This is a genomic window from Colwellia sp. KS18-150 (assembly GCF_057551365.1).
In genome coordinates, this window is the sequence record NZ_BAAJMC010000004.1 from 55,330 (window position 1) to 73,975 (window position 18,646).

The following is an 18,646-nucleotide window of genomic DNA, read 5'->3' on the forward strand; positions in this document are numbered from 1 at the left end:
TTAACGAGGATTAATATTAAAGGAGTTAACGTCACTTTTTGCTTTTTTCAAACTATTAACTTGTTGAATTGCTGATAATAACTCTTTCCCAGACCAGGAAGCGCTATTATCGTTTTTACCATATAAATGCTTTTGTAAATTCTCAATTGCGTTTGTTAGCATATTATCGTCGATAAGTGCTAGTGCTTCCGATAGGGTTGATATTTCAGGTTTTCCTACTGAATATAAACTATTCGCCCAAGGAACGATTAAAGAGAGAGTTTGCTCTGCATTATTTTGTTTGCATGAGGCCATAAGTAAAAGGTAATGATTATTAACCGTTACATTCACCTTTTTGGGCGTTTTGTTGCTATTGCGTTTGAGATAAATTACATGACTTAACCACGCTAATATAGTCAGTAACCATAAGGTTAAAAATAGCCATTGTAATTTTGAGGATTGTTCAATAATGATTGGCTGTTGAGGCAACTGTACTGTTGTTGGGGCGGTATTATTCTGCTCGCCCATTTTATGACTTAATGGAGTTTGCTTAGCCATATCAGGATTTGGCAATATGGTAATAACCTGCTCTGGTAATACTGCTTGTTGATATTTATTTGTGACGGTATTCCACCAAGAGATAGTAATTTTAGGAAGCGTATATTCGCCGACTTGGCTAGCGACTAAAGCAAAATTTTGTTTCTTCTGACTAACTAAACGGTCTTTAGTCAAATTTGAGTGCAGTTCAGCTTGATCAGGGTAAATCTTTAAGCCTGCAGGTGCATCCATAACAATTTTTGGTAATTGTGCTTTCGCTAAACCTGCAGCCGTTAACGTGATAGTACGAGTGATTGGCTCGCCAACTTTAAACTCATTAGTATTAGGTTGCCATTCTTGATGTAAGGTTAGTAGTTCACTTGGTAACCAGCTAGCGCCACTAGTATAACTCTCTGGAATAGGGCGAACATTTAACGACAGCTGCTCACCTAAAATATTAACAGGCTTAGTTTCTCCAAAGCTTAGAAAACCTGAGCGACGTTTTGATTGCACCATAATTTCTCCAGCAAACATTGGAGAAACTAGTGTTAATTCGCCGCTTTGTTCAGGGGTGATGGCATAAGTTCGCTCAATAATACGATATCGTTTGCCGTTAATAATATTATCGCTTTCTTGATCTTTACCTACCTGAACAATACTTGCCCCAGATAAAGTCGGCTCAGTTAAGCTACCACGTTGCAGTTGTACACTGATGTGAAGCTTTACTGTTAGCGTAACTAACTGTTGAACATAAACATCATTTGCTGATAATTCTGCGCTAATAAAGATATCTTGCTGTTTTGATGACTTATCGCTACTTTGTTCAACCACTACAACAGCGATTGCTTGTGAAAAATGGTTATCAACTTCTAAAGCCGGAATCACTAGTTTTCCGCTTCTTCTAGGGATCAGAGCTATTTGCCAGCGTGTCGTCCTGCTGGTCTTAAAATTAACCATGTTAGTTTGTGAGCTTACTTCTGTTCGAGCAACAATAAAGTCAGTTTCTAACGCTTTTGTATTTAATGCATCACGATTGACGCTATCGTCTGCTATAACGGTAAGTACAATAGACTCATTGCTCATTACTGGGTTGGCATCAATGGTTGCTGTGAGCTTAGATAAAGCAAAAGCTTGTTCACTGACAAGTGTTACCATAGTAAAGGCTAAAACTGTTACTAGTTTAAAGATAATTTTTACCACTTTTTCTTTTCTCCTTGGCTAGCACCGTTTTGTTTACGTTTTTGATATTCTAATTGCATCTTGTTACGTAGTAACAAGTAGGGATCATCGGTAACTTTATTGAGTAATTGTTGATGTTTTTGCTCTGTTTCTTTCGCTTGCTGCTCTTCAGCTAGCTGAGCAGCCGTTTTTTCTTGTTCTTGCTCACCATCTTTTTCGCTTTGCTGAGCACTTTGCTCTTTTTGTTTATTTTGTTCTTGTTGCTCTTCAGGCTTTGTATCTTCAGGTGATTTTTGCTCTTGACTGTTATCTTGTTGCGATTCACTGTTTTCGCTATCTTGTTGCTGTCCACCGTCAGATTGTTCGTTATCTTGTTGATCTTCTGATTGTTGTTCTTTCGACTCTTGTTGCTCTTGTTGGTCATTCTGCTCTTGAGAATCTTGAGGTTGATCACCTTGTTGTTGATCTTGCTTTTGTTCCTGTTCTTGTTGATGTTGTTTAATTTTTTCTATGTTGTCTTTGGCATCTTGTAATTCAGGGTCTTTAGCTAAGGCTTGCTCATAATGCTCAATCGCTTTATCAAATTGTTGCATTTGTGCTAAAGCATTCCCTTGATTGTATAAGGCATTGGCACTATTAGCTTGTTCACCTTGTTTAAAGGATTCAAGTGCTTGTTGATAATTTCCTGCTTTATAATGAGCGCTACCTTGCCATTGTTCATTATCAAATTGTTTAGCTGCACCTTGATAATCTTGCTGGTTATATCGTTTTTGTCCTTGTTGATCTTGTGTTTGCCATAAATTTTGCCAAGTTTGTTGCAACGTTGTGGGGGGATTATTCGCTACTTGCGTGGCACCTTGTTTTACTTGCTCATCAGCAAAGCTTACAGGGCTTATTAAAGTAAATGACATCAAGGTTATCATTGGTAAAGAAACGAAGCTAAGCATAAGTAGGCTAGCACCTCGTCTAAAATAGGTTAATAATAATGGAAGTACTATAACTAATAGCCACGGACCTTGTTCTTCCCATTGGTCACCTTGTTGTTGACTATTTTTTTGCTCTTGATGTTCTTTAGCTTGCAGCTGATTATTATTAATCAATTGCTCAATATCATTATCATTGTGGCTAATCGTTTGATATTGACCTTTACCACGTGCCGCGAGAGAGTGTAATTTTTGTATAGGCAGTTTAGGGACAACAATCGCGCCATAGTTATCCTTGAGTAATTCACCTGAGGGTAGGGTGATTGGTGCTCCGTCTGCAGTGCCAACACCTAAAATATTTAATTGATGACCATGCTTTGCAGACCAGTCATAGATGTCACTGATTTCTTCATTGTCTACATCATCTGTAAACCAATAAATATCACCATTTATATGCCCTGTATTATTTAACATATCGTGGGCAAGCGATAAAGCAGCATACGGGTTAGCTCCTAGCTCTGGCATGATCTCAGGACTTAAAGAAGGCAATAATAATTCAATATTCTTAATATCTTGCGTCAATGGGCTAATAACAAAAGCATCACCTGCATACGCAATCAAGCCGATATCACCTTCATTAATCTTTTTGAGTAAATCAACGGCTTTATATCTCGCTCTGGTTAAACGGTTAGACTTAATATCAGTGGCATACATGGAGTATGACATGTCCATAATGAGCACTGAGCCTCTTTCAGTTTGATAAACAGGTTGTGGTAATTTTTGCCATGCCGGTCCGGCAAGGGCGATGATCACTAACAAACCGATGATAAAAGGTTTTATCATCTTTTCTTGTAATGAAAAGAAGATATTTCGCGCCTTTTTATTATTATCACTTGCTTCCACTAACACATGGCTTAAATGAGGGGGTAAAAATTTATTCCATGGGGAACGGTAGAAGCGATGTTTTCTCAACAGCCAAAGTGCAAAAAACAAGCCTACTATGGCTAATAACCACCATGGTCTAATAAAATGAAAATTATTTAAAAATAAATTAAGAGAGCTCATTACTATTACAAAACCTAAGTTTTTCTTTGACTAAAATTTGGAAGATTAATGACTAGCAAATAGGTAAAACTTAACAGTAATGCTAATGCTAGCGGCCAATAGAATAAAGCTGTTAATGGACGCATTTGTTGTTGCTCTTGTTCTACGGGTTCAAGTTCATCAAGTAATTGATATATTTCGCTCATTCCTTGGCTATCTCGAGCACGAAAATATTTACCACCGGTTTTTTGAGCTAACTCCGTGAGTGATTTCTCATCTAACTCGCTAGAAGGGTTAATTTTTCTAGTGCCAAACAAAGACTGCTGCAACATGACATCAGCACCTATACCAATGGAGTAGATGGTAATATCTTTCGCTATGGCTAATTCAAGCGCTTGTTCAGGTGATATTTTTCCTGCCGTATTTTGGCCATCGGTTAATAACAACAACACTTTATTAGATTTTTGTTTGGCGTCAAATCTCTTTACGGCTAGGGCAATAGCATCGCCTATGGCTGTTTTTCTGCCCACTAAGCCTAAGACACTTTCATCGAGCATTTGTTTAACGTTTTTTCTATCAAAGGTCATTGGCGTTTGCATATAGGCATCATCGGCAAATAGAATTAGGCCTAATCTGTCACCGACACGTCGCTCGATAAAGTCACCTAGTACCACTTTAAGCATATCAAGACGGTTAACGGCTCTACCACGCAAACTCATATCTTCAATTTGCATACTGCCAGAAAGATCGACCGCTATCATCATTTCACGCCCTTCTGTAGGAATATCTACTGCATCACCAAGCCATTGTGGTTGACTCAATGCTAGGACGATTAAAAGCCAACATATTGTTAAAATAATTAACGGAGATTTCTTGTTGTTTTGATGTTGAACATCTGTGCCGGAATTTGATAATAACGCAGGAACAATAAGAGCCGCACTCGAACGGCTTTGAGATTTTTTCGGTAGCCAATAAATTAATAAAGGTAACGGCATTAGTGCGAGTAGCCAAGGCCAAGCAAAATTTATCATACTTTTACCTCTGCAGTGTGTAGTTCAGCTGTATTTTTAGCATTGCCTTTTATCGGTGGTAATGCTTGTTTAAGCCATAGCAGAGCAGCTTGATGCAGATTTTCACTATTGTCATGGTTATTGTGTTCACTAATTTTGTACTGCTCAATAAAGCAATTGCCAGCAAGCTTATGAAACTGTGGTTGATGCTTTTCTATGAGCTTACTGTTTAAAAATGATTGAAATTGTTCACCATATATTTTAGCTAACTGATGCCTTGGAAAGTATTGCATAGCAGTCCATTTAAGTAGCGCAATAACCTCGCTATTGTTCATGCTAGGGTTTGTTTGTAATTGTTTTATTGCTTGTTTTTGATGGCGTTTTAATTTTGCTCTTTGTCGCCATTTTATTAGTAGTATTACCATAAATAAGAGCACAAGCGCTGCTAAAACCCACCAGCCATATGCCACAGGGAAATTTGAAATTTGCTCTGGCACATGAATATCATGTAAATCTAAAGGATTAACAGCAGGAGTATTTGTTTGCATGGGAGCTGTTACAGGAGATGAATTTATTTGTTGCAAAACTGCTCTCCGTTTTTCAATTGTTGCTCTAACGTTTGTCCTGCGCTTAAATGAATGACTCGAGCACCTGCTTTCGTTAGTAATTGTTTACATAGTGAATTGGATAAACTTGCTTGTTGTTTATATGACATTGCCGTGTCTTTATCACCAAGGGTAAAATCTTGTCTATTACTGCCATCGGTTAAACTCACGTTTAGCTTTACATGGCTTTCTGGTAACTCTTGCTCTAAGGAGTCCATAATTAAACACACTACCAACTCACAATGTTGACTGATTTGGCTTAAATGTCGAAGTGCATCTTGTTGCTGTGGGCTATCATTAGTCTTCAGCTGCAGGGCATCTGTAATTAAGTAAACAAGCGAGCCTGGTTTCGCTATTTGTCTGATTCGTGCGCAATTTTCGCTGAAATAATTATTACCACTATTGCTCTGCGGGTTATTACTCTGGCTTGAAGATTGATATTGCTGAACGTGTTGGTTTGCATGTAGCGTAGTTAACGCGTGTAAATAATGTAAAACGCCTTCTTTCCGGCTTCTTGGTTTCAGCTCTAGGTGTTCACTTTGGTTAAAGACAATTCCACCTAAGCGGTCGCCTCTATTTTTTGCATGCCAAGCCACTAGTGATGCAATATGTGCCGCTTGTACTGATTTAAATAATAACTGACTACCAAAGTGCATGCTCGCACTTAAGTCAGTTGCAATAAGTACAGGGCGTTCTAATTCTTCACGAAATAGCTTAGTATGGGTTTTACCTGTACGCGCTGTTACTCGCCAATCTATAGCACGAATATCATCACCGGTTTGATAATGTCTAACTTCATCAAACTCCATACCGCGACCTTTACTTCGTGATAAGTAATTTCCTGACATTTGCCCATGAATGTTTTTACGTGCTGTTAAATCAATTAGCGCTGTTTTATTTTGATAGTTCAACAGCTCAGCCATTGCTAACTCAACCCCATTGCTGTAAATCTTCGCAAGCTGAGCTTGATAGTCACTTTGGCTATCGTTTGTATTTTGTATTTTCTTTTGTTTAAACCACATAACTAAGGCTATTCGTTAAGCAACAGCAACTAAGCTTAATAAATGGTCAAGCAATTGATTTGAAGTGATACCTTCAGCTTCAGCTTGGTAACTTAATAATATTCGATGGCGTAAGACGTTGTGAAAGACTGCTTGAATATCTTCAGGGCTGACAAAATCTCTATTATGTAACCATGCTCGAGCTCTTGCACATCTATCTAGTGCAATTGTGGCACGAGGACTCGCACCAAAAGCAAGCCAGGATTTTAATTTGTCATCATACTTCTCTGGTTGACGGGTAGCCATTATTAAATCAACCATGTAAGTCTCAAGAGCTGGTGCCATATGTATATTAAGTACATCCTTACGAGCACTAAATATTTCCGCTTGGCTTAATACCCTAAGTGGTGCTTTTTCGTCATCCGCATTAGCCAGCGCCTCACCTCGATTGAGCTTTAATATATCTAGTTCACTTGCTGCATCGGGATAATCAATTTCTAAATGCATTAAAAAGCGATCTAATTGCGCTTCTGGCAGCGGGTAGGTACCTTCTTGCTCAATTGGGTTTTGTGTTGCCATAACAAGGAATAATTCAGGTAATTGATAGGTTTTTCTACCTACCGTTACTTGACCTTCAGCCATGGCTTCTAATAAAGCAGATTGTACTTTAGCGGGGGCACGGTTTATTTCATCAGCTAGCACTAAGTTTTGAAAAAGCGGTCCGGATTGAAAAACAAAACTACCATCTTCAGGACGATAAATATCAGTACCGGTTAAATCGGCAGGTAATAAGTCAGGGGTAAACTGTATACGATGAAAATCAGCTTCTAATCCATCAGCTAAAGCATTTACTGCACGGGTTTTAGCCAGTCCTGGTGGGCCCTCAACAATTAAATGCCCATTAGCAAGAAGAGCAATAAGTAAATTTTCTACAAAAGCCGGTTGGCCGATAATCTGCGTAGCTAAATGTTCTTTTAGTGTTGAGAAATGTTCAATTGCCATATTCATTTATCTTTTTAAGTAAAGTATTTATAAGGATGAGTAATTGTTGAAATGCACTCTAGCATTTTATATAAGGTTTTTCTTAAAGAAAACAAGGTTAATGTTAGATAGTTGTAATAATTTTTATTTATTCATAAGCGCTAGTAATAAGCTATGCTATGAAAATTAAACTATATTTCATTCTGTATTAGAAAGTGGTTACTTCCTTATACAGAATGAAATAACTTTTAAATCAGTGATTGATATTTTTTGATAGTTAGTTAAAATCAAGGACAATATTTAAGAGGTCAGACCTCTTTTTGTGTTATCTATTTCAATAATAGGTAGGCGCCGTAACTGGAGAATAAAGTATATGACGATAAAAATGACCACATCAAAAGGTGAGCGTATTGCCGTAGTAGCTGGGCTGAGAACTCCTTTCGCTAAACAAGCAACAGCTTTTCATGGTGTACCTGCCGTTGATTTAGGTAAGTTAGTAGTGAATGAGCTACTGCAAAAACATGATGTAGATCCCGCTATTATAGATCAATGTGTTTTTGGGCAAGTAGTCCAAATGCCTGAAGCCCCTAATATTGCTCGTGAAATTGTTTTAGGCACAGGTATGAACGTACACACCGATGCTTATAGTGTTTCACGTGCATGTGCAACCAGCTTTCAATCAACTGTAAATGTGGCTGAGTCTATCATGGGCGGTTTTGTCGATGTCGGTATAGCTGGTGGAGCTGATTCCTCATCGGTTGCGCCAATTGGCGTGTCGAAAAAGTTTGCTCGTACTTTATTAGACTTGAGTAAGACTAAAACGCTAGGTCAAAAAATTGCATTGATACGTAAGTTAGGATTAAAAGATATTTTACCAGTAGCGCCCGCAGTTGCAGAATACTCAACAGGTATCTCTATGGGAGAAACCGCAGAGCAAATGGCTAAAACTTACAATATATCTCGTGCTGATCAAGATGCTTTAGCACATCGCTCTCATACACTGGCCACTAAAAACTGGGCTGAGGGAAATCTTGCTGGCGAAGTAATGAGTGCTCATAGTGAGCCTTATAATGGATTTATTGATAAAGATAATTGTATTCGTGAAAATTCTGAGTTGGAGAGTTACGCAAAATTACGTCCTTGCTTTGATCGTAAACACGGTACTGTTACGGCAGCTACGAGTACGCCACTAACCGATGGTGGTGCCGCAATTTTGTTAATGCGTGAAGGGCGAGCAAAAGAATTAGGCTATAAGCCACTTGGCTATATTCGAAGCTACGGTTTCGCTGCCATTGATGTATGGCAAGATATGTTAATGGGACCAAGCCATGCAACGCCTATTGCTTTAAAACGTGCGGGTTTGGAATTAGCTGATTTAGATTTAGTTGAAATGCATGAAGCATTTGCAGCACAAGCATTAGCGAATATGAAAATGTTCGCCAGTGATAAGTTTGCACGTGAGCATTTAGGGCGTGATAAAGCTATTGGTGATATTGATATGACTAAGTTTAATGTGATGGGTGGCTCAATTGCTTATGGTCATCCTTTCGCGGCAACGGGAGCACGTTTAATTACTCAAACCTTGAATGAGCTTAACCGACGTGGTGGTGGTGTAGGGTTAACTACCGCTTGTGCAGCTGGTGGTTTAGGCGCGGCTATGGTTGTGGAGACAGATTAATGACTGATATCAATAAAGAGGAAAATAGTGTGAGTGCTTTTACGTTAGTTCGCCAAGATAATGGCATAGTGCATTTAATCATGGATGTCGTTGGCGATACCATGAACACTCTAAAAGCTGAATTTGCTGAACAAGTGGCAGATGTACTTGCTGAAATAAAGTCAGACTCAGCTATTACGGGTGTCGTTTTATGTAGTGGTAAAGAAGACTCTTTTGTTGCCGGTGCCGATATCAATATGATCAACGATTGTAAAACTACTGAAGAAGTTATTGCTTTGACACGTCAAGGACAGATGATTTTTTCACAGTTAGAGCAATTAAAAGTGCCAGTGGTAGCTGCGATTAACGGCGCATGTTTAGGTGGTGGCTTAGAGCTTGCCATGGCATGTCACGCCCGAGTTTGTAGTGATAACCCTAAAACCGCGCTAGGTTTACCAGAAGTGCAGCTTGGTTTATTACCAGGCGGTGGTGGCACACAGCGTTTACCTAAACTCGTTGGCGTACAAAAAGCATTAGACATGATGTTAACGGGTAAACAATTAAGAGCTAAGCAAGCGTTAAAAGCAGGTTTGGTCAATGATGTTGTTCCTAATAGTATTTTAATTGAAACAGCAGAGAAGATAGCCTTGGCGGGTAATATAAAGCATACGGTTAAATTTAAATCATCGTTTGTTAATAAATTCCTTGAAGGAACTTCAATTGGCCGCGGTATCGTTTATAAGCAAGCTAAAAAATCAGTGTTATCTAAAACCAAAGGTAATTATCCAGCGCCAGTTAAAATTATTCAGTGTATTAAAACCGGTATTGAGCAATCTCCTGCGAAAGGTTACCAAATAGAAGCAGAGAATTTTGCAGACTTAGTGATGAGCGCAGAGTCGGCTCAGTTACGTAATTTATTCTTTGCTACGACAGAAATGAAAAAAGAGCAGGGTGTTGAGGGAGTTCTTCCTGAGCCTATCAAGAAAGCTGGCGTACTTGGTGGCGGTTTAATGGGTGGAGGCATTGCTTTTGTTACTGCAACTAAGGCGAATGTGCCAGCTAGAATAAAAGATATAGGTCATCAAGGTATTAGCCATGCGCTTAAGTACAGTTTTGATTTACTGAATAAGAAAGTTAAACGTCGCTTTATGCGAAAAAGTGAAATGCAGAAGCAGATGGCCATGATTACTGGCTGTGTTGATTATTCTGGCTTTAAAGATGTCGATATCGTTGTTGAAGCGGTTTTTGAAAATTTAGAATTAAAGCAGAACATGGTGGTTGAGGTTGAACAGCAAGCAAAAGAGTCTACTATTTTTGCTAGCAATACTTCGAGTTTACCAATCGGAAATATTGCCGCCAAAGCAACAAGACCTGAAAATGTGATTGGTTTACATTATTTCTCACCGGTAGATAAAATGCCATTGGTAGAAATTATTCCTCATGAGGGAACATCTGATAAAACAGTATCTACCACAGTTGCCTTTGCTAAAAGGCAGGGTAAAACACCGATTGTAGTTAAAGATAAGGCAGGATTTTATGTAAACCGTATTCTTGCGCCATACATGAACGAAGCCGCTCTGTTGCTACTTAGCGGAGAGCCTATTGATAAACTTGATAAAGCCCTAGTAAACTTTGGTTTCCCTGTAGGGCCGATGCAACTACTTGATGAGGTGGGTATCGATGTTGGTGCTAAGATAGGACCAATTTTACAGGCTGATTTAGGTGATAGATTTGCTGCACCGTCGGCATTTTCTAAATTATTAGACGATGGCCGTTTAGGTAAAAAATCTGAGAAAGGTTTCTATTTATACGGAAAAGCGGCTAAGAAAGGTAAAAAGCAAATAGATGAGAGTATTTATAGTTTATTAAATATTAAACCATCAGGTAGCTTGTCTGCAGAGGAAATTGCGAAACGTTGTACTTATATGATGCTAAATGAAGCTGCGCGTTGTGTTGATGAAGGTATAGTGCGAAACGCTCGTGATGGTGATATTGGAGCTATATTTGGTATTGGTTTCCCGCCATTTTTAGGTGGTCCTCTGCGATATATTGATAAAATAGGTGCAAAGTCATTAGTGGCTCAGTTATCACAATGGGCAGAGCAACATGGAGAGCGCTACACTCCTTGTGAAGCGTTAGTTGCTATGGCCGAATCTGGTACAAGCTACTATTAGTTTTTTGCTTGATTGATTAAGTGATTTTTTAACGCCAACTCTTTTGAGTTGGCGTTTTGATTTATGGGCTATTCAAAAATAAAATGTACTAAAACAGGTAACTATGTTTAGATTCAAGTGTTAAGATTCACAAGTAACACTTTTCATTCATAAGGAAATATTTTGTTTAAAAACACCTCGATAAGCATTACGCTTTTAATTTCATTCTGTTTAACATTCATTTCAGGCTGCTCTAGTTTAAATTTGCCAGCGATAACTGAACAAACAAGTAATACTCAGCTCGAAGGGAAAATTATTTGGCATGATCTTATTACTGATACACCACAATTGACTCAAGAGTTTTATCAATCGTTATTTGGTTGGGAATTTGAAGAGCTTTCTTTAGCTGGAGGACTGTTCGGCAAAGTAAATTACACTTTGATACGTCACAATGGCAAGCTCATTGGTGGCATGGTGGATCAAACTAAATTACAAGTACAAAAAGATATCTCACAATGGGTGGTTCTTATGTCTGTTAAAGATATCGAGAAAGCCGTTGAAGAAGTTAACAGCTCAGGAGGCACGGTTTTCTCTCCGGTTACTGATTTAGGTGAGCGAGGAAAAATTGCTATTGTTGCCGATCCACAAGGAGCTTTATTAGGCTTGTTGGAGACTAAACAAGGTGATCCGATTGATAAAGATGCTGTTGAGTTCGGGGATTTCTTATGGACTGAGCTTTGGACTAATGATGTAAGTAAAGCTACAGAGTTTTATCAACGTATCGCTCATTACCAGGTTAAAGACCGAAATATAGAGGCAAAGAAAAGCCAAGATAAGAATTATCGTGTTCTAAAGAATCAGGGTAAAGCTAGAGTCGGTATTATGACGAATCCTGTGGAAAATTTAACGCCACTATGGGTTAGCTATATTCGAGTAAAAGATGCAGAGACACTAGATGCCATGGTTGCAAAAGTTGAGAGTTTGAAGGGAGAGATTTTACTCGCCCCACAGGATAGAGCAATTGGGGGGCGTGTTGCTTTGATTGCTGGTCCTTCAGGTGCAGGAATAGCTTTGCAGACATGGCCTGAAAAGCGGGTGAAATCATCAGATAATGAACAGTTAAAAGGAGATAAATAATGAGACAAGTAAAAAAAATATTATGTTTGACTGTAGTTATTTTAACTTCTTCATTAGGTCTTACGAGTTGCGATGCTAGCAATACTAGCGTTTATGGCAGTATTGGTGTTTCTAGTGGTTATAGCTCTTATTATGGCTCATATGGCCGAGGTTATAATTCAGGACCTAGAATGCGTGGCAGTATTACTATTGGTGGAAGAATTCGATAAGTAACTTGTAAATACCTTAGTTAATTTATAACCATTTAAAAAAAACTATACGCTTAAGCAAAGTACGCTTTGATTTAAGGTATAGTTTTTTTATGTCCTATCAGTCACTCTTCTTTTATTTGTAGTTAAAACTCCTTAATACTATCCGATTGAGTTCTTCAAAATAGTTATTCAAATCACCTAAAAAATATATTCATCTTTAAATAATTAATAACACCATAATAGGTAATTAAGTTAGTTTCTATAACTCCTTATTATGCATAGTAATGATGTTGTGTCATTTATTTGACTGCAATAAAGATCCTATTGATGGCAGAATCGATCCGCCAATACGGAAAATTACTGCCACTCATTATTATAAGATATTTCCGTGTTCAGCTATTGAATAATGGTTAAATTTTATCTATATTAGCGGCGTTTTTCTCAGCTGTTTTAGAAAGGTATTGTTTTGTTGATTTTGATCTTTGTAGGTGCTTGTATAAGTGCGATTAGTGGTGTGTTTTTTAATATTCAAGCAATGTTAACGGGCTTAGGTCGCAAACGTTGGACTGTAGCAGGATTAATCTTTGGACCACTGGTATTACCGATGTTCATGATGAAAAAACGAATGAAGCTTAATCACCTGTTTGGTTTAAATCAATTAATCTTTAGGGCTTGATTGTACAGGGAAGATAGAGAGTATTATTCTGTGAGTTGAGCTTGTCTTGATATTAGATATTTACATTGAGGACGAGCTAAGTAAATATAAGAATAAAGTCGCTAACATCCATGTTAGTGTCTTAGAATATATTAAACCTTATGACCACCAAGTGTTAGCTGAGGTTTCTTTAAACTCAATACGAGCAGCAATAGGGTTTGATTTTTTAGTAGTTTTAGTAGTAAACAAAGCTTTAAATAATTTAATCATTGTCAATCTCCGATATAGATAATTTAAATTAGTAACTTAAATTCGACGAGCGCCACGGTTAGAGCCAACTTCTTTAATAGTTAAGCTATTATCAGAGCTTATACGACGAGCGCCACGATTAGAGCCAACTTCTTCAATAGTTAAGCTATTATCAGAGCTTATACGACGAGCGCCACGGTTAGAGCCTACTTCTTCAATAGTTAAGCTATTATCATTACTTATACGACGAGCACCACGGTTAGAGCCTACTTCCTGGATGTCTAAATTATTATCAGAGCTTATACGACGAGCACCACGGTTAGAGCCTACTTCCTGAATATTCAAATGTTGCATATCAGCTATAGGTGCTGGTGAAGAGGACATTGCCATTGATAAAATAATTGAACTTAACATATTTATTTCCTTAATTATTGAAATTAGTTTTTCGGTTTGATTAAGGTAATGCTTAAATTGTGCCAAGTTAGCTTCGTTATTTGTACAAGAATACAAAAGCCTTGATTTAAAAGGGAGTGAGAGAAGGGAAAAGAAGATGTTATTGTTATATCTATGAAATATATTAAATGATTTTAAGCTCAGTCAGTTTTTTGACATTGATATAAAACTGTTTTTTACTTCTGCTTCTGATTAAAACTAGTCGATTTATGGGTGATTTGATGGGCAAGTAAGTACTTTTGAAATTGCTCAGTCGCTAATGGTTTGCTGTATAAATAACCTTGCAACAATTCACAACGAAGTCCAGATAAGAAGCTTAGTTGATGATTAGTTTCTACACCTTCAGCAACCACATCCATACCTAAGTTGTGAGCAATAGTGACAATGGTGGCAACCATGTTTCGACCTTGCTCAGATAGCTCAATATCATCAACAAATGCTTTGTCTATTTTTAAGGTGTTGAGTGGGAATTTCTTTAAATAGGCTAAAGAAGAATACCCGGTGCCAAAGTCATCTAGTGATAAATGGATTCCCATGGCTCGTATTTGTAACATGGTATCTATAGCTGCTTGTGGTGAGTCCATTACCGTGCCTTCAGTAATCTCAAGTTCTAAATGTTTTGCAGGTAACTGACTTTCTTTTAGAATATCTGTGATTTGTCCTACTAAATTAGCTTGAGTAAATTGTACTGCGGATAAGTTAACGGCAACTCGACCATCAAATAACCCCGCATCAACCCACTTTTTAGTAGCGAAACAAGCTTTTCTAAGAACTATTTCACCGATATCGATTATTTGGCCAGTTTCTTCAGAGACAGGAATAAAGACGACAGGGCTTACAACACCTTTATTTGGTGTTTCAAACCTGACAAGGGCTTCCATACCTGCGACCTTACCCGTTGAGATTTCAATTTTAGGTTGATAAAAAACGGAAAAAGAATCTTCTTTTAAACCGTGTCTAATCAAGTTTTCAATTTGTAAGCGTTTTACTGCTTGTTTATTCATTGAGTCACTGAAAAACTGGTATTTGTTACCACCGCTGCCTTTAGCATGATACATAGCCGTATCGGCATTTTTTAATAGCTCATGACCGGAATTACCATCTTCAGGAAACAAAACAATCCCTATACTGCTGTATAAGACTATTTCTTGACTCTTTAGCTTAAACGGCTGTGCAATGGCACGTAAAATATCTTTAGCTAATGTTGTGATGGTATGAATATCATTAGTGCCTTCAATGATAATACTAAATTCATCGCCACCTAAACGGTAAACAGTGTCTTGCTTTCTACCTAATGCCAGCATTCTTTGGGCAACTTGACATAAAATGCTATCGCCTACTTGATGTCCCATTGAATCATTGATCTTTTTGAAGTTATCTAGATCAAAGACCAGTAGGGCATGGTTAATGTTATTTTTAACTAGTCTAGCTTGATTAGCTTGGAAGAAAGAACGATTTGGTAAACCTGTTAACGTATCCGAGCTCGCAAGTTTTCGTAGTTCTGCTTCAGTCTCTTTTCGTTTGGTTATATCAGAAAAAACCCCAACAAAGTGTGAAATATTACCATTTTCATCATGAATTATGTCAATGTTGAGGTCGGTAAGGTATTTTTTACCATTTGCTCTGACACTTTCTATTTCACCATGCCAGCCACCTTTAGTTAACAAGTGCTTTTTTATGTTTTGGCTAAAACTATTAGGGTATTGATTGAAGGTCATTGAACGGCCGACCATTTGATTTTTACTTTTGCCTGTTATCCGTTGAAATGCTTTATTAACATCAACGGCAATAAATTGACGATCATAAATAACCACAGCGTCTGAGATATTTTGAATACAACGAGCAAACAGTTTTAATCGCTCTTCAGCTTTTTTGATATGACTGATATCTTTTAAGGTACCTGTCATCCGTGTTGGTTTGTTTTCATCATCACGTTCAACTATTTTGCCGCGATCTAATATCCAAATCCAACGTTCGTTTTTATCTTTAACTCGATAAGTTGCTTCAAAGTGTTCATTTTTATCTGCTAAATGCTCTGCTAATGCTTGTTTGACTCTAGGCAAGTCTTGTTGATGAATATTAGTTTCTGCGTTAGCGTTACGAGTACTGTCTTGTGGAAAGGCTAAATTACTCCAAGTGTTAGTATGATAAACTTTGTCGGTTATTATGTTCCAATCCCACATTTCATCTCCGCTCCCCCACAGAGATAGTTTAAGGCGCTCTTCACTTTCTTTTATTTGAGAGTTGTATAGTTGTTTATTTCGATACTGCTGTATTACATACACAAAAAACAGCATTGAAAGCAGTGAATAGATGATAATTGCACTAGTAGATAGCCACCAAGGCTTTAATATACGGACATTGAGCTGGCCTGTTTTTGAATTACTGACGTTATTAATATCATAGGCTTGAACTTCAAAGACATAGTCACCGCCACTGAGGTTGGTATAAGTGGCTCTGTTATTGTTACTTCCTGTATCTGTAGCAGCATCTATCCATTCATCCTCTAAGCCGACTAATCGATAGCGATATCTTACTTGTGTTGGTAGTTTAGGGTTAGGGGAGACAAACTCAAAGCTAACAGGAGATTGTTTATATTCTAATTCAAGTTGCTCTATTGTATTTAGCTGCGCTGATATTGTAAATTTACCCTTGATTTTTTGAGAGTTAGGAGAAGAGCTTACAGCCACTTTTTTATTGGCAACGGATAGGTAAGTAAATATTGGCTTTTCAATGTTTTGCTGAAATTGTTGTAAAACTTCACTTGGACTAAATTTATAAAACCCATGAGGGCTACCAAAATACATGACCCCTTCATTTTCAATCGCAGAATAATCAATAAACTGAGGGTTAAGTATTGAAAAATCTTTATCAAAATTAATTACTTGTTTCGTTTTTGGGGATATTGTAGCAATTCCTGCATTTGTACCTACCCATGCATTTTCCCTGTCATCTATTAAAATTGAAGTAATATAGTTATTTTTCATCCCCGATTTTTCATTAAACTTGAAAGTTTCACTTGTTTTCTTGTTTATTAAGACTAACCCTTGGTTATCAGAGCCTAACCAAAGCCAGTTAGAACTAACAGCAATATTATTTGCTTTGATATTTATTAGTTTATTGTTTTGATTGTCGAAAAGAAGTTTGAATTCATTTTTTTTAGTATTGAAAGAATAAATGTTGTTAGTTGAAGATGTAACCCAAATAATATTCGTGTTATTTGTTTTGATACTTGTAAGTATGTCATCTAATTCAGTGTCATAGCTCTTAAATGTTTTAGAATTGGTATTGAATTCAGTGAGTTGTCCATTGTCATTTATAAACCATAAATTATTGTTAACTTGATAAGTATTTCTATTGCTTGAGTAACCTGACTTATCTTTCCATTCTTGATGTTCAATTAGTTTTTTTTCTTGAGTATCGTAGAAAAATAGTTTGTTATTATCGGTTCTAAGCCATACATCGTTATTCTGACCTGAAATTATTTGAGATAAGTTTTCATCTAATGGAAAAAGGGACTTTTCAATATTTCCATTATTTGAAATTAGAAATATTCCTTGATACCCAGTGGATAACCATATTTTGCTATCAGAAGTTCTAGTGAGTGACTCTACTCTATAGCTTTGCTCTCCATAATCCGCTAGGCCATGGTAAAATAATGATGATAACGGAGTATACTTGTTTAAACCGCCACCATATGTAGCTAGCCACATATTACCATTATTGTCTTTGTAAACATCCATTATCCAACTCTCGCTGAGCGAGTTAACACTGTTATTATTTTGGTATGCCTGAATACTATCATCAAGCAGATTAATAGTATTTAAACCATTATGAGTTGCTAGCCATACATGAGTATCATTATATTGAGTGATTGTACGAATGCTGTTTGAAAGCAGTGGTTGGATATACTTACTACTATCTGTATCTGCAGTTAAATGAGAAAGAAGTTGATAATCATCATCAACTATAAAAAGCCCATTATTAGTGGCTAACCAGTAGCGATTATCAATAGTTTTAATGTCAAATAAGGCTTGAGCATCAATGGTTAAATCAAATTTATTATCTTCTTGTAATGAACCGATATAATTATAATTTTTACTAATAAGGTGGATGCCATTATCGTAGCTACCTAACCAGTAGTTTTGTTCCTTATCTTGGAAAATGGTTTTTATTTCTTTAAATTTATTGTTATGACCTCGAACGTCAATACGAGTGAATTTTGCTTTAATCGGCTTGTTTTCGAGAGATAATGTGTGCAAGCCACTAGCTGTTGAAATCCACAATAATCCATTTTGTTTAATATTATCAATTAACTTTCCTTGCTCTTGATATATATCCCAAATAACGTTATCTCTAAGGGAACTTCTATCGTTAATAATATTTTTAAAAGTATCAAAGTTGTTTAAAGTTTCATTGTATCTGCTTAAACCATTTTCGGTGCCAACCCACAAGGTATTTTGACTATCAATGAATATTTTTCTAATAACATTATCTGCAATCGAGTGATTATCATTAGTATTGTGCCGATAAATTACAATGTTATTACCATCATAGCGGTTTAGGCCATCTTCAGTGCCAAACCACAAAAAACCTTGGTGATCTTGAGTAATACTAAATACATTAGAGCTAGAAAGGCCATCAAGCGCTGTTAATTGACTGAATTTTAATTGCTCACTTTGTGAGACGGAAGTTTCTTGTGTGTGCTGTTGAGCATATAGACTGCTAATAGGGAGGGTAACAGAACAAATAGCTACAATAATAAGGTATTTTAGCTTTACGACTATATTTCGGTTAGCAATTATTGCTTTTGATGATACCGATAAAAAAGAAAATAGCTTGGAAAAATTTAAAAGCACAGTTGAGCCTGAATAAAGGTGAATTTATTGTTT

The 18,646-nt window shown here is 37.1% G+C and carries 13 protein-coding genes; 5 read left to right on the forward strand and 8 right to left on the reverse strand.

Annotation, left to right across the window (positions count from 1 at the left end; all coding sequences use genetic code 11):
- Genes AC27IF_RS07695 through AC27IF_RS07720 form a run of 6 tightly spaced genes read right to left on the reverse strand, consistent with a single transcriptional unit; the run spans position 1 to position 7,280 of the window.
- Positions 1–1,716, reverse strand: a complete 1,716-nt coding sequence (locus tag AC27IF_RS07695) for a BatD family protein (RefSeq protein ID WP_487053403.1) — start codon at positions 1,714–1,716, stop codon at positions 1–3.
- Positions 1,710–3,683 (reverse strand): vWA domain-containing protein, encoded by a 1,974-nt coding sequence (locus AC27IF_RS07700; RefSeq protein WP_487053404.1) that lies wholly within the window; start codon positions 3,681–3,683, stop codon positions 1,710–1,712. The genes AC27IF_RS07695 and AC27IF_RS07700 overlap by 7 nt, the downstream gene beginning before the upstream one ends.
- 14 nt (positions 3,684–3,697) lie before the next feature.
- Entirely contained in the window at positions 3,698–4,693 is a 996-nt protein-coding gene (locus tag AC27IF_RS07705; RefSeq protein WP_487053406.1) for a vWA domain-containing protein, read from the reverse strand.
- Positions 4,690–5,220: a DUF4381 domain-containing protein gene (locus tag AC27IF_RS07710; protein ID WP_487053408.1), complete on the reverse strand. Its 531-nt coding sequence runs from the start codon at positions 5,218–5,220 to the stop codon at positions 4,690–4,692. Before AC27IF_RS07710 ends, AC27IF_RS07705 begins: the two co-directional genes overlap by 4 nt.
- 23 nt (positions 5,221–5,243) lie before the next feature.
- Entirely contained in the window at positions 5,244–6,299 is a 1,056-nt protein-coding gene (locus AC27IF_RS07715) for a DUF58 domain-containing protein (RefSeq protein WP_487053410.1), read from the reverse strand.
- A 15-nt stretch (positions 6,300–6,314) separates the two neighbouring features.
- A complete protein-coding gene (locus AC27IF_RS07720) occupies positions 6,315–7,280 on the reverse strand; it encodes an AAA family ATPase (protein ID WP_487053411.1) in 966 nt (321 codons plus the stop codon).
- A gap of 352 nt (positions 7,281–7,632) precedes the next feature.
- On the opposite strand from AC27IF_RS07720, the gene fadI reads away from it, so the two are divergent.
- From fadI to AC27IF_RS07745, 5 genes are all read left to right on the forward strand, one after another.
- Positions 7,633–8,937 (forward strand): acetyl-CoA C-acyltransferase FadI, encoded by a 1,305-nt coding sequence (gene fadI / locus AC27IF_RS07725; protein WP_487053413.1) that lies wholly within the window; start codon positions 7,633–7,635, stop codon positions 8,935–8,937.
- Positions 8,937–11,090 (forward strand): fatty acid oxidation complex subunit alpha FadJ, encoded by a 2,154-nt coding sequence (fadJ, locus tag AC27IF_RS07730; protein ID WP_487053415.1) that lies wholly within the window; start codon positions 8,937–8,939, stop codon positions 11,088–11,090. The genes fadI and fadJ overlap by 1 nt, the downstream gene beginning before the upstream one ends.
- Positions 11,091–11,252: 162 nt before the next feature.
- Positions 11,253–12,206, forward strand: coding sequence for a VOC family protein (locus tag AC27IF_RS07735; RefSeq protein ID WP_487053416.1), 954 nt, complete (start codon positions 11,253–11,255; stop codon positions 12,204–12,206).
- Positions 12,206–12,415 (forward strand): hypothetical protein, encoded by a 210-nt coding sequence (locus AC27IF_RS07740; protein ID WP_487053418.1) that lies wholly within the window; start codon positions 12,206–12,208, stop codon positions 12,413–12,415. Before AC27IF_RS07735 ends, AC27IF_RS07740 begins: the two co-directional genes overlap by 1 nt.
- A gap of 448 nt (positions 12,416–12,863) precedes the next feature.
- Positions 12,864–13,073, forward strand: a complete 210-nt coding sequence (locus AC27IF_RS07745; RefSeq protein ID WP_487053419.1) for a hypothetical protein — start codon at positions 12,864–12,866, stop codon at positions 13,071–13,073.
- Positions 13,074–13,358: 285 nt separating this feature from the next.
- Here the strand turns inward: AC27IF_RS07745 and AC27IF_RS07750 are convergent, their stop codons facing one another.
- Together AC27IF_RS07750 and AC27IF_RS07755 are read right to left on the reverse strand one after the other, a co-directional pair.
- Positions 13,359–13,715 (reverse strand): hypothetical protein, encoded by a 357-nt coding sequence (locus tag AC27IF_RS07750; protein WP_487053421.1) that lies wholly within the window; start codon positions 13,713–13,715, stop codon positions 13,359–13,361.
- A 215-nt stretch (positions 13,716–13,930) separates the two neighbouring features.
- A complete protein-coding gene (locus AC27IF_RS07755) occupies positions 13,931–18,613 on the reverse strand; it encodes an EAL domain-containing protein (RefSeq protein ID WP_487053423.1) in 4,683 nt (1,560 codons plus the stop codon).
- Positions 18,614–18,646: the final 33 nt, after the last annotated feature.

Bases quoted from the DNA above. Each gene is read 5' to 3' on its own strand.
- AC27IF_RS07700 (WP_487053404.1), bottom strand. From the start codon at position 3,683: ATGAGCTCTCTTAATTTATTTTTAAATAATTTTCATTTTATTAGACCA.
- AC27IF_RS07705 (WP_487053406.1), bottom strand. From the start codon at position 4,693: ATGATAAATTTTGCTTGGCCTTGGCTACTCGCACTAATGCCGTTACCT.
- AC27IF_RS07710 (WP_487053408.1), bottom strand. From the start codon at position 5,220: ATGCAAACAAATACTCCTGCTGTTAATCCTTTAGATTTACATGATATT.
- AC27IF_RS07715 (WP_487053410.1), bottom strand. From the start codon at position 6,299: ATGTGGTTTAAACAAAAGAAAATACAAAATACAAACGATAGCCAAAGT.
- AC27IF_RS07720 (WP_487053411.1), bottom strand. From the start codon at position 7,280: ATGGCAATTGAACATTTCTCAACACTAAAAGAACATTTAGCTACGCAG.
- fadI (WP_487053413.1), top strand. From the start codon at position 7,633: ATGACGATAAAAATGACCACATCAAAAGGTGAGCGTATTGCCGTAGTA.
- fadJ (WP_487053415.1), top strand. From the start codon at position 8,937: ATGACTGATATCAATAAAGAGGAAAATAGTGTGAGTGCTTTTACGTTA.
- AC27IF_RS07740 (WP_487053418.1), top strand. From the start codon at position 12,206: ATGAGACAAGTAAAAAAAATATTATGTTTGACTGTAGTTATTTTAACT.
- AC27IF_RS07750 (WP_487053421.1), bottom strand. From the start codon at position 13,715: ATGTTAAGTTCAATTATTTTATCAATGGCAATGTCCTCTTCACCAGCA.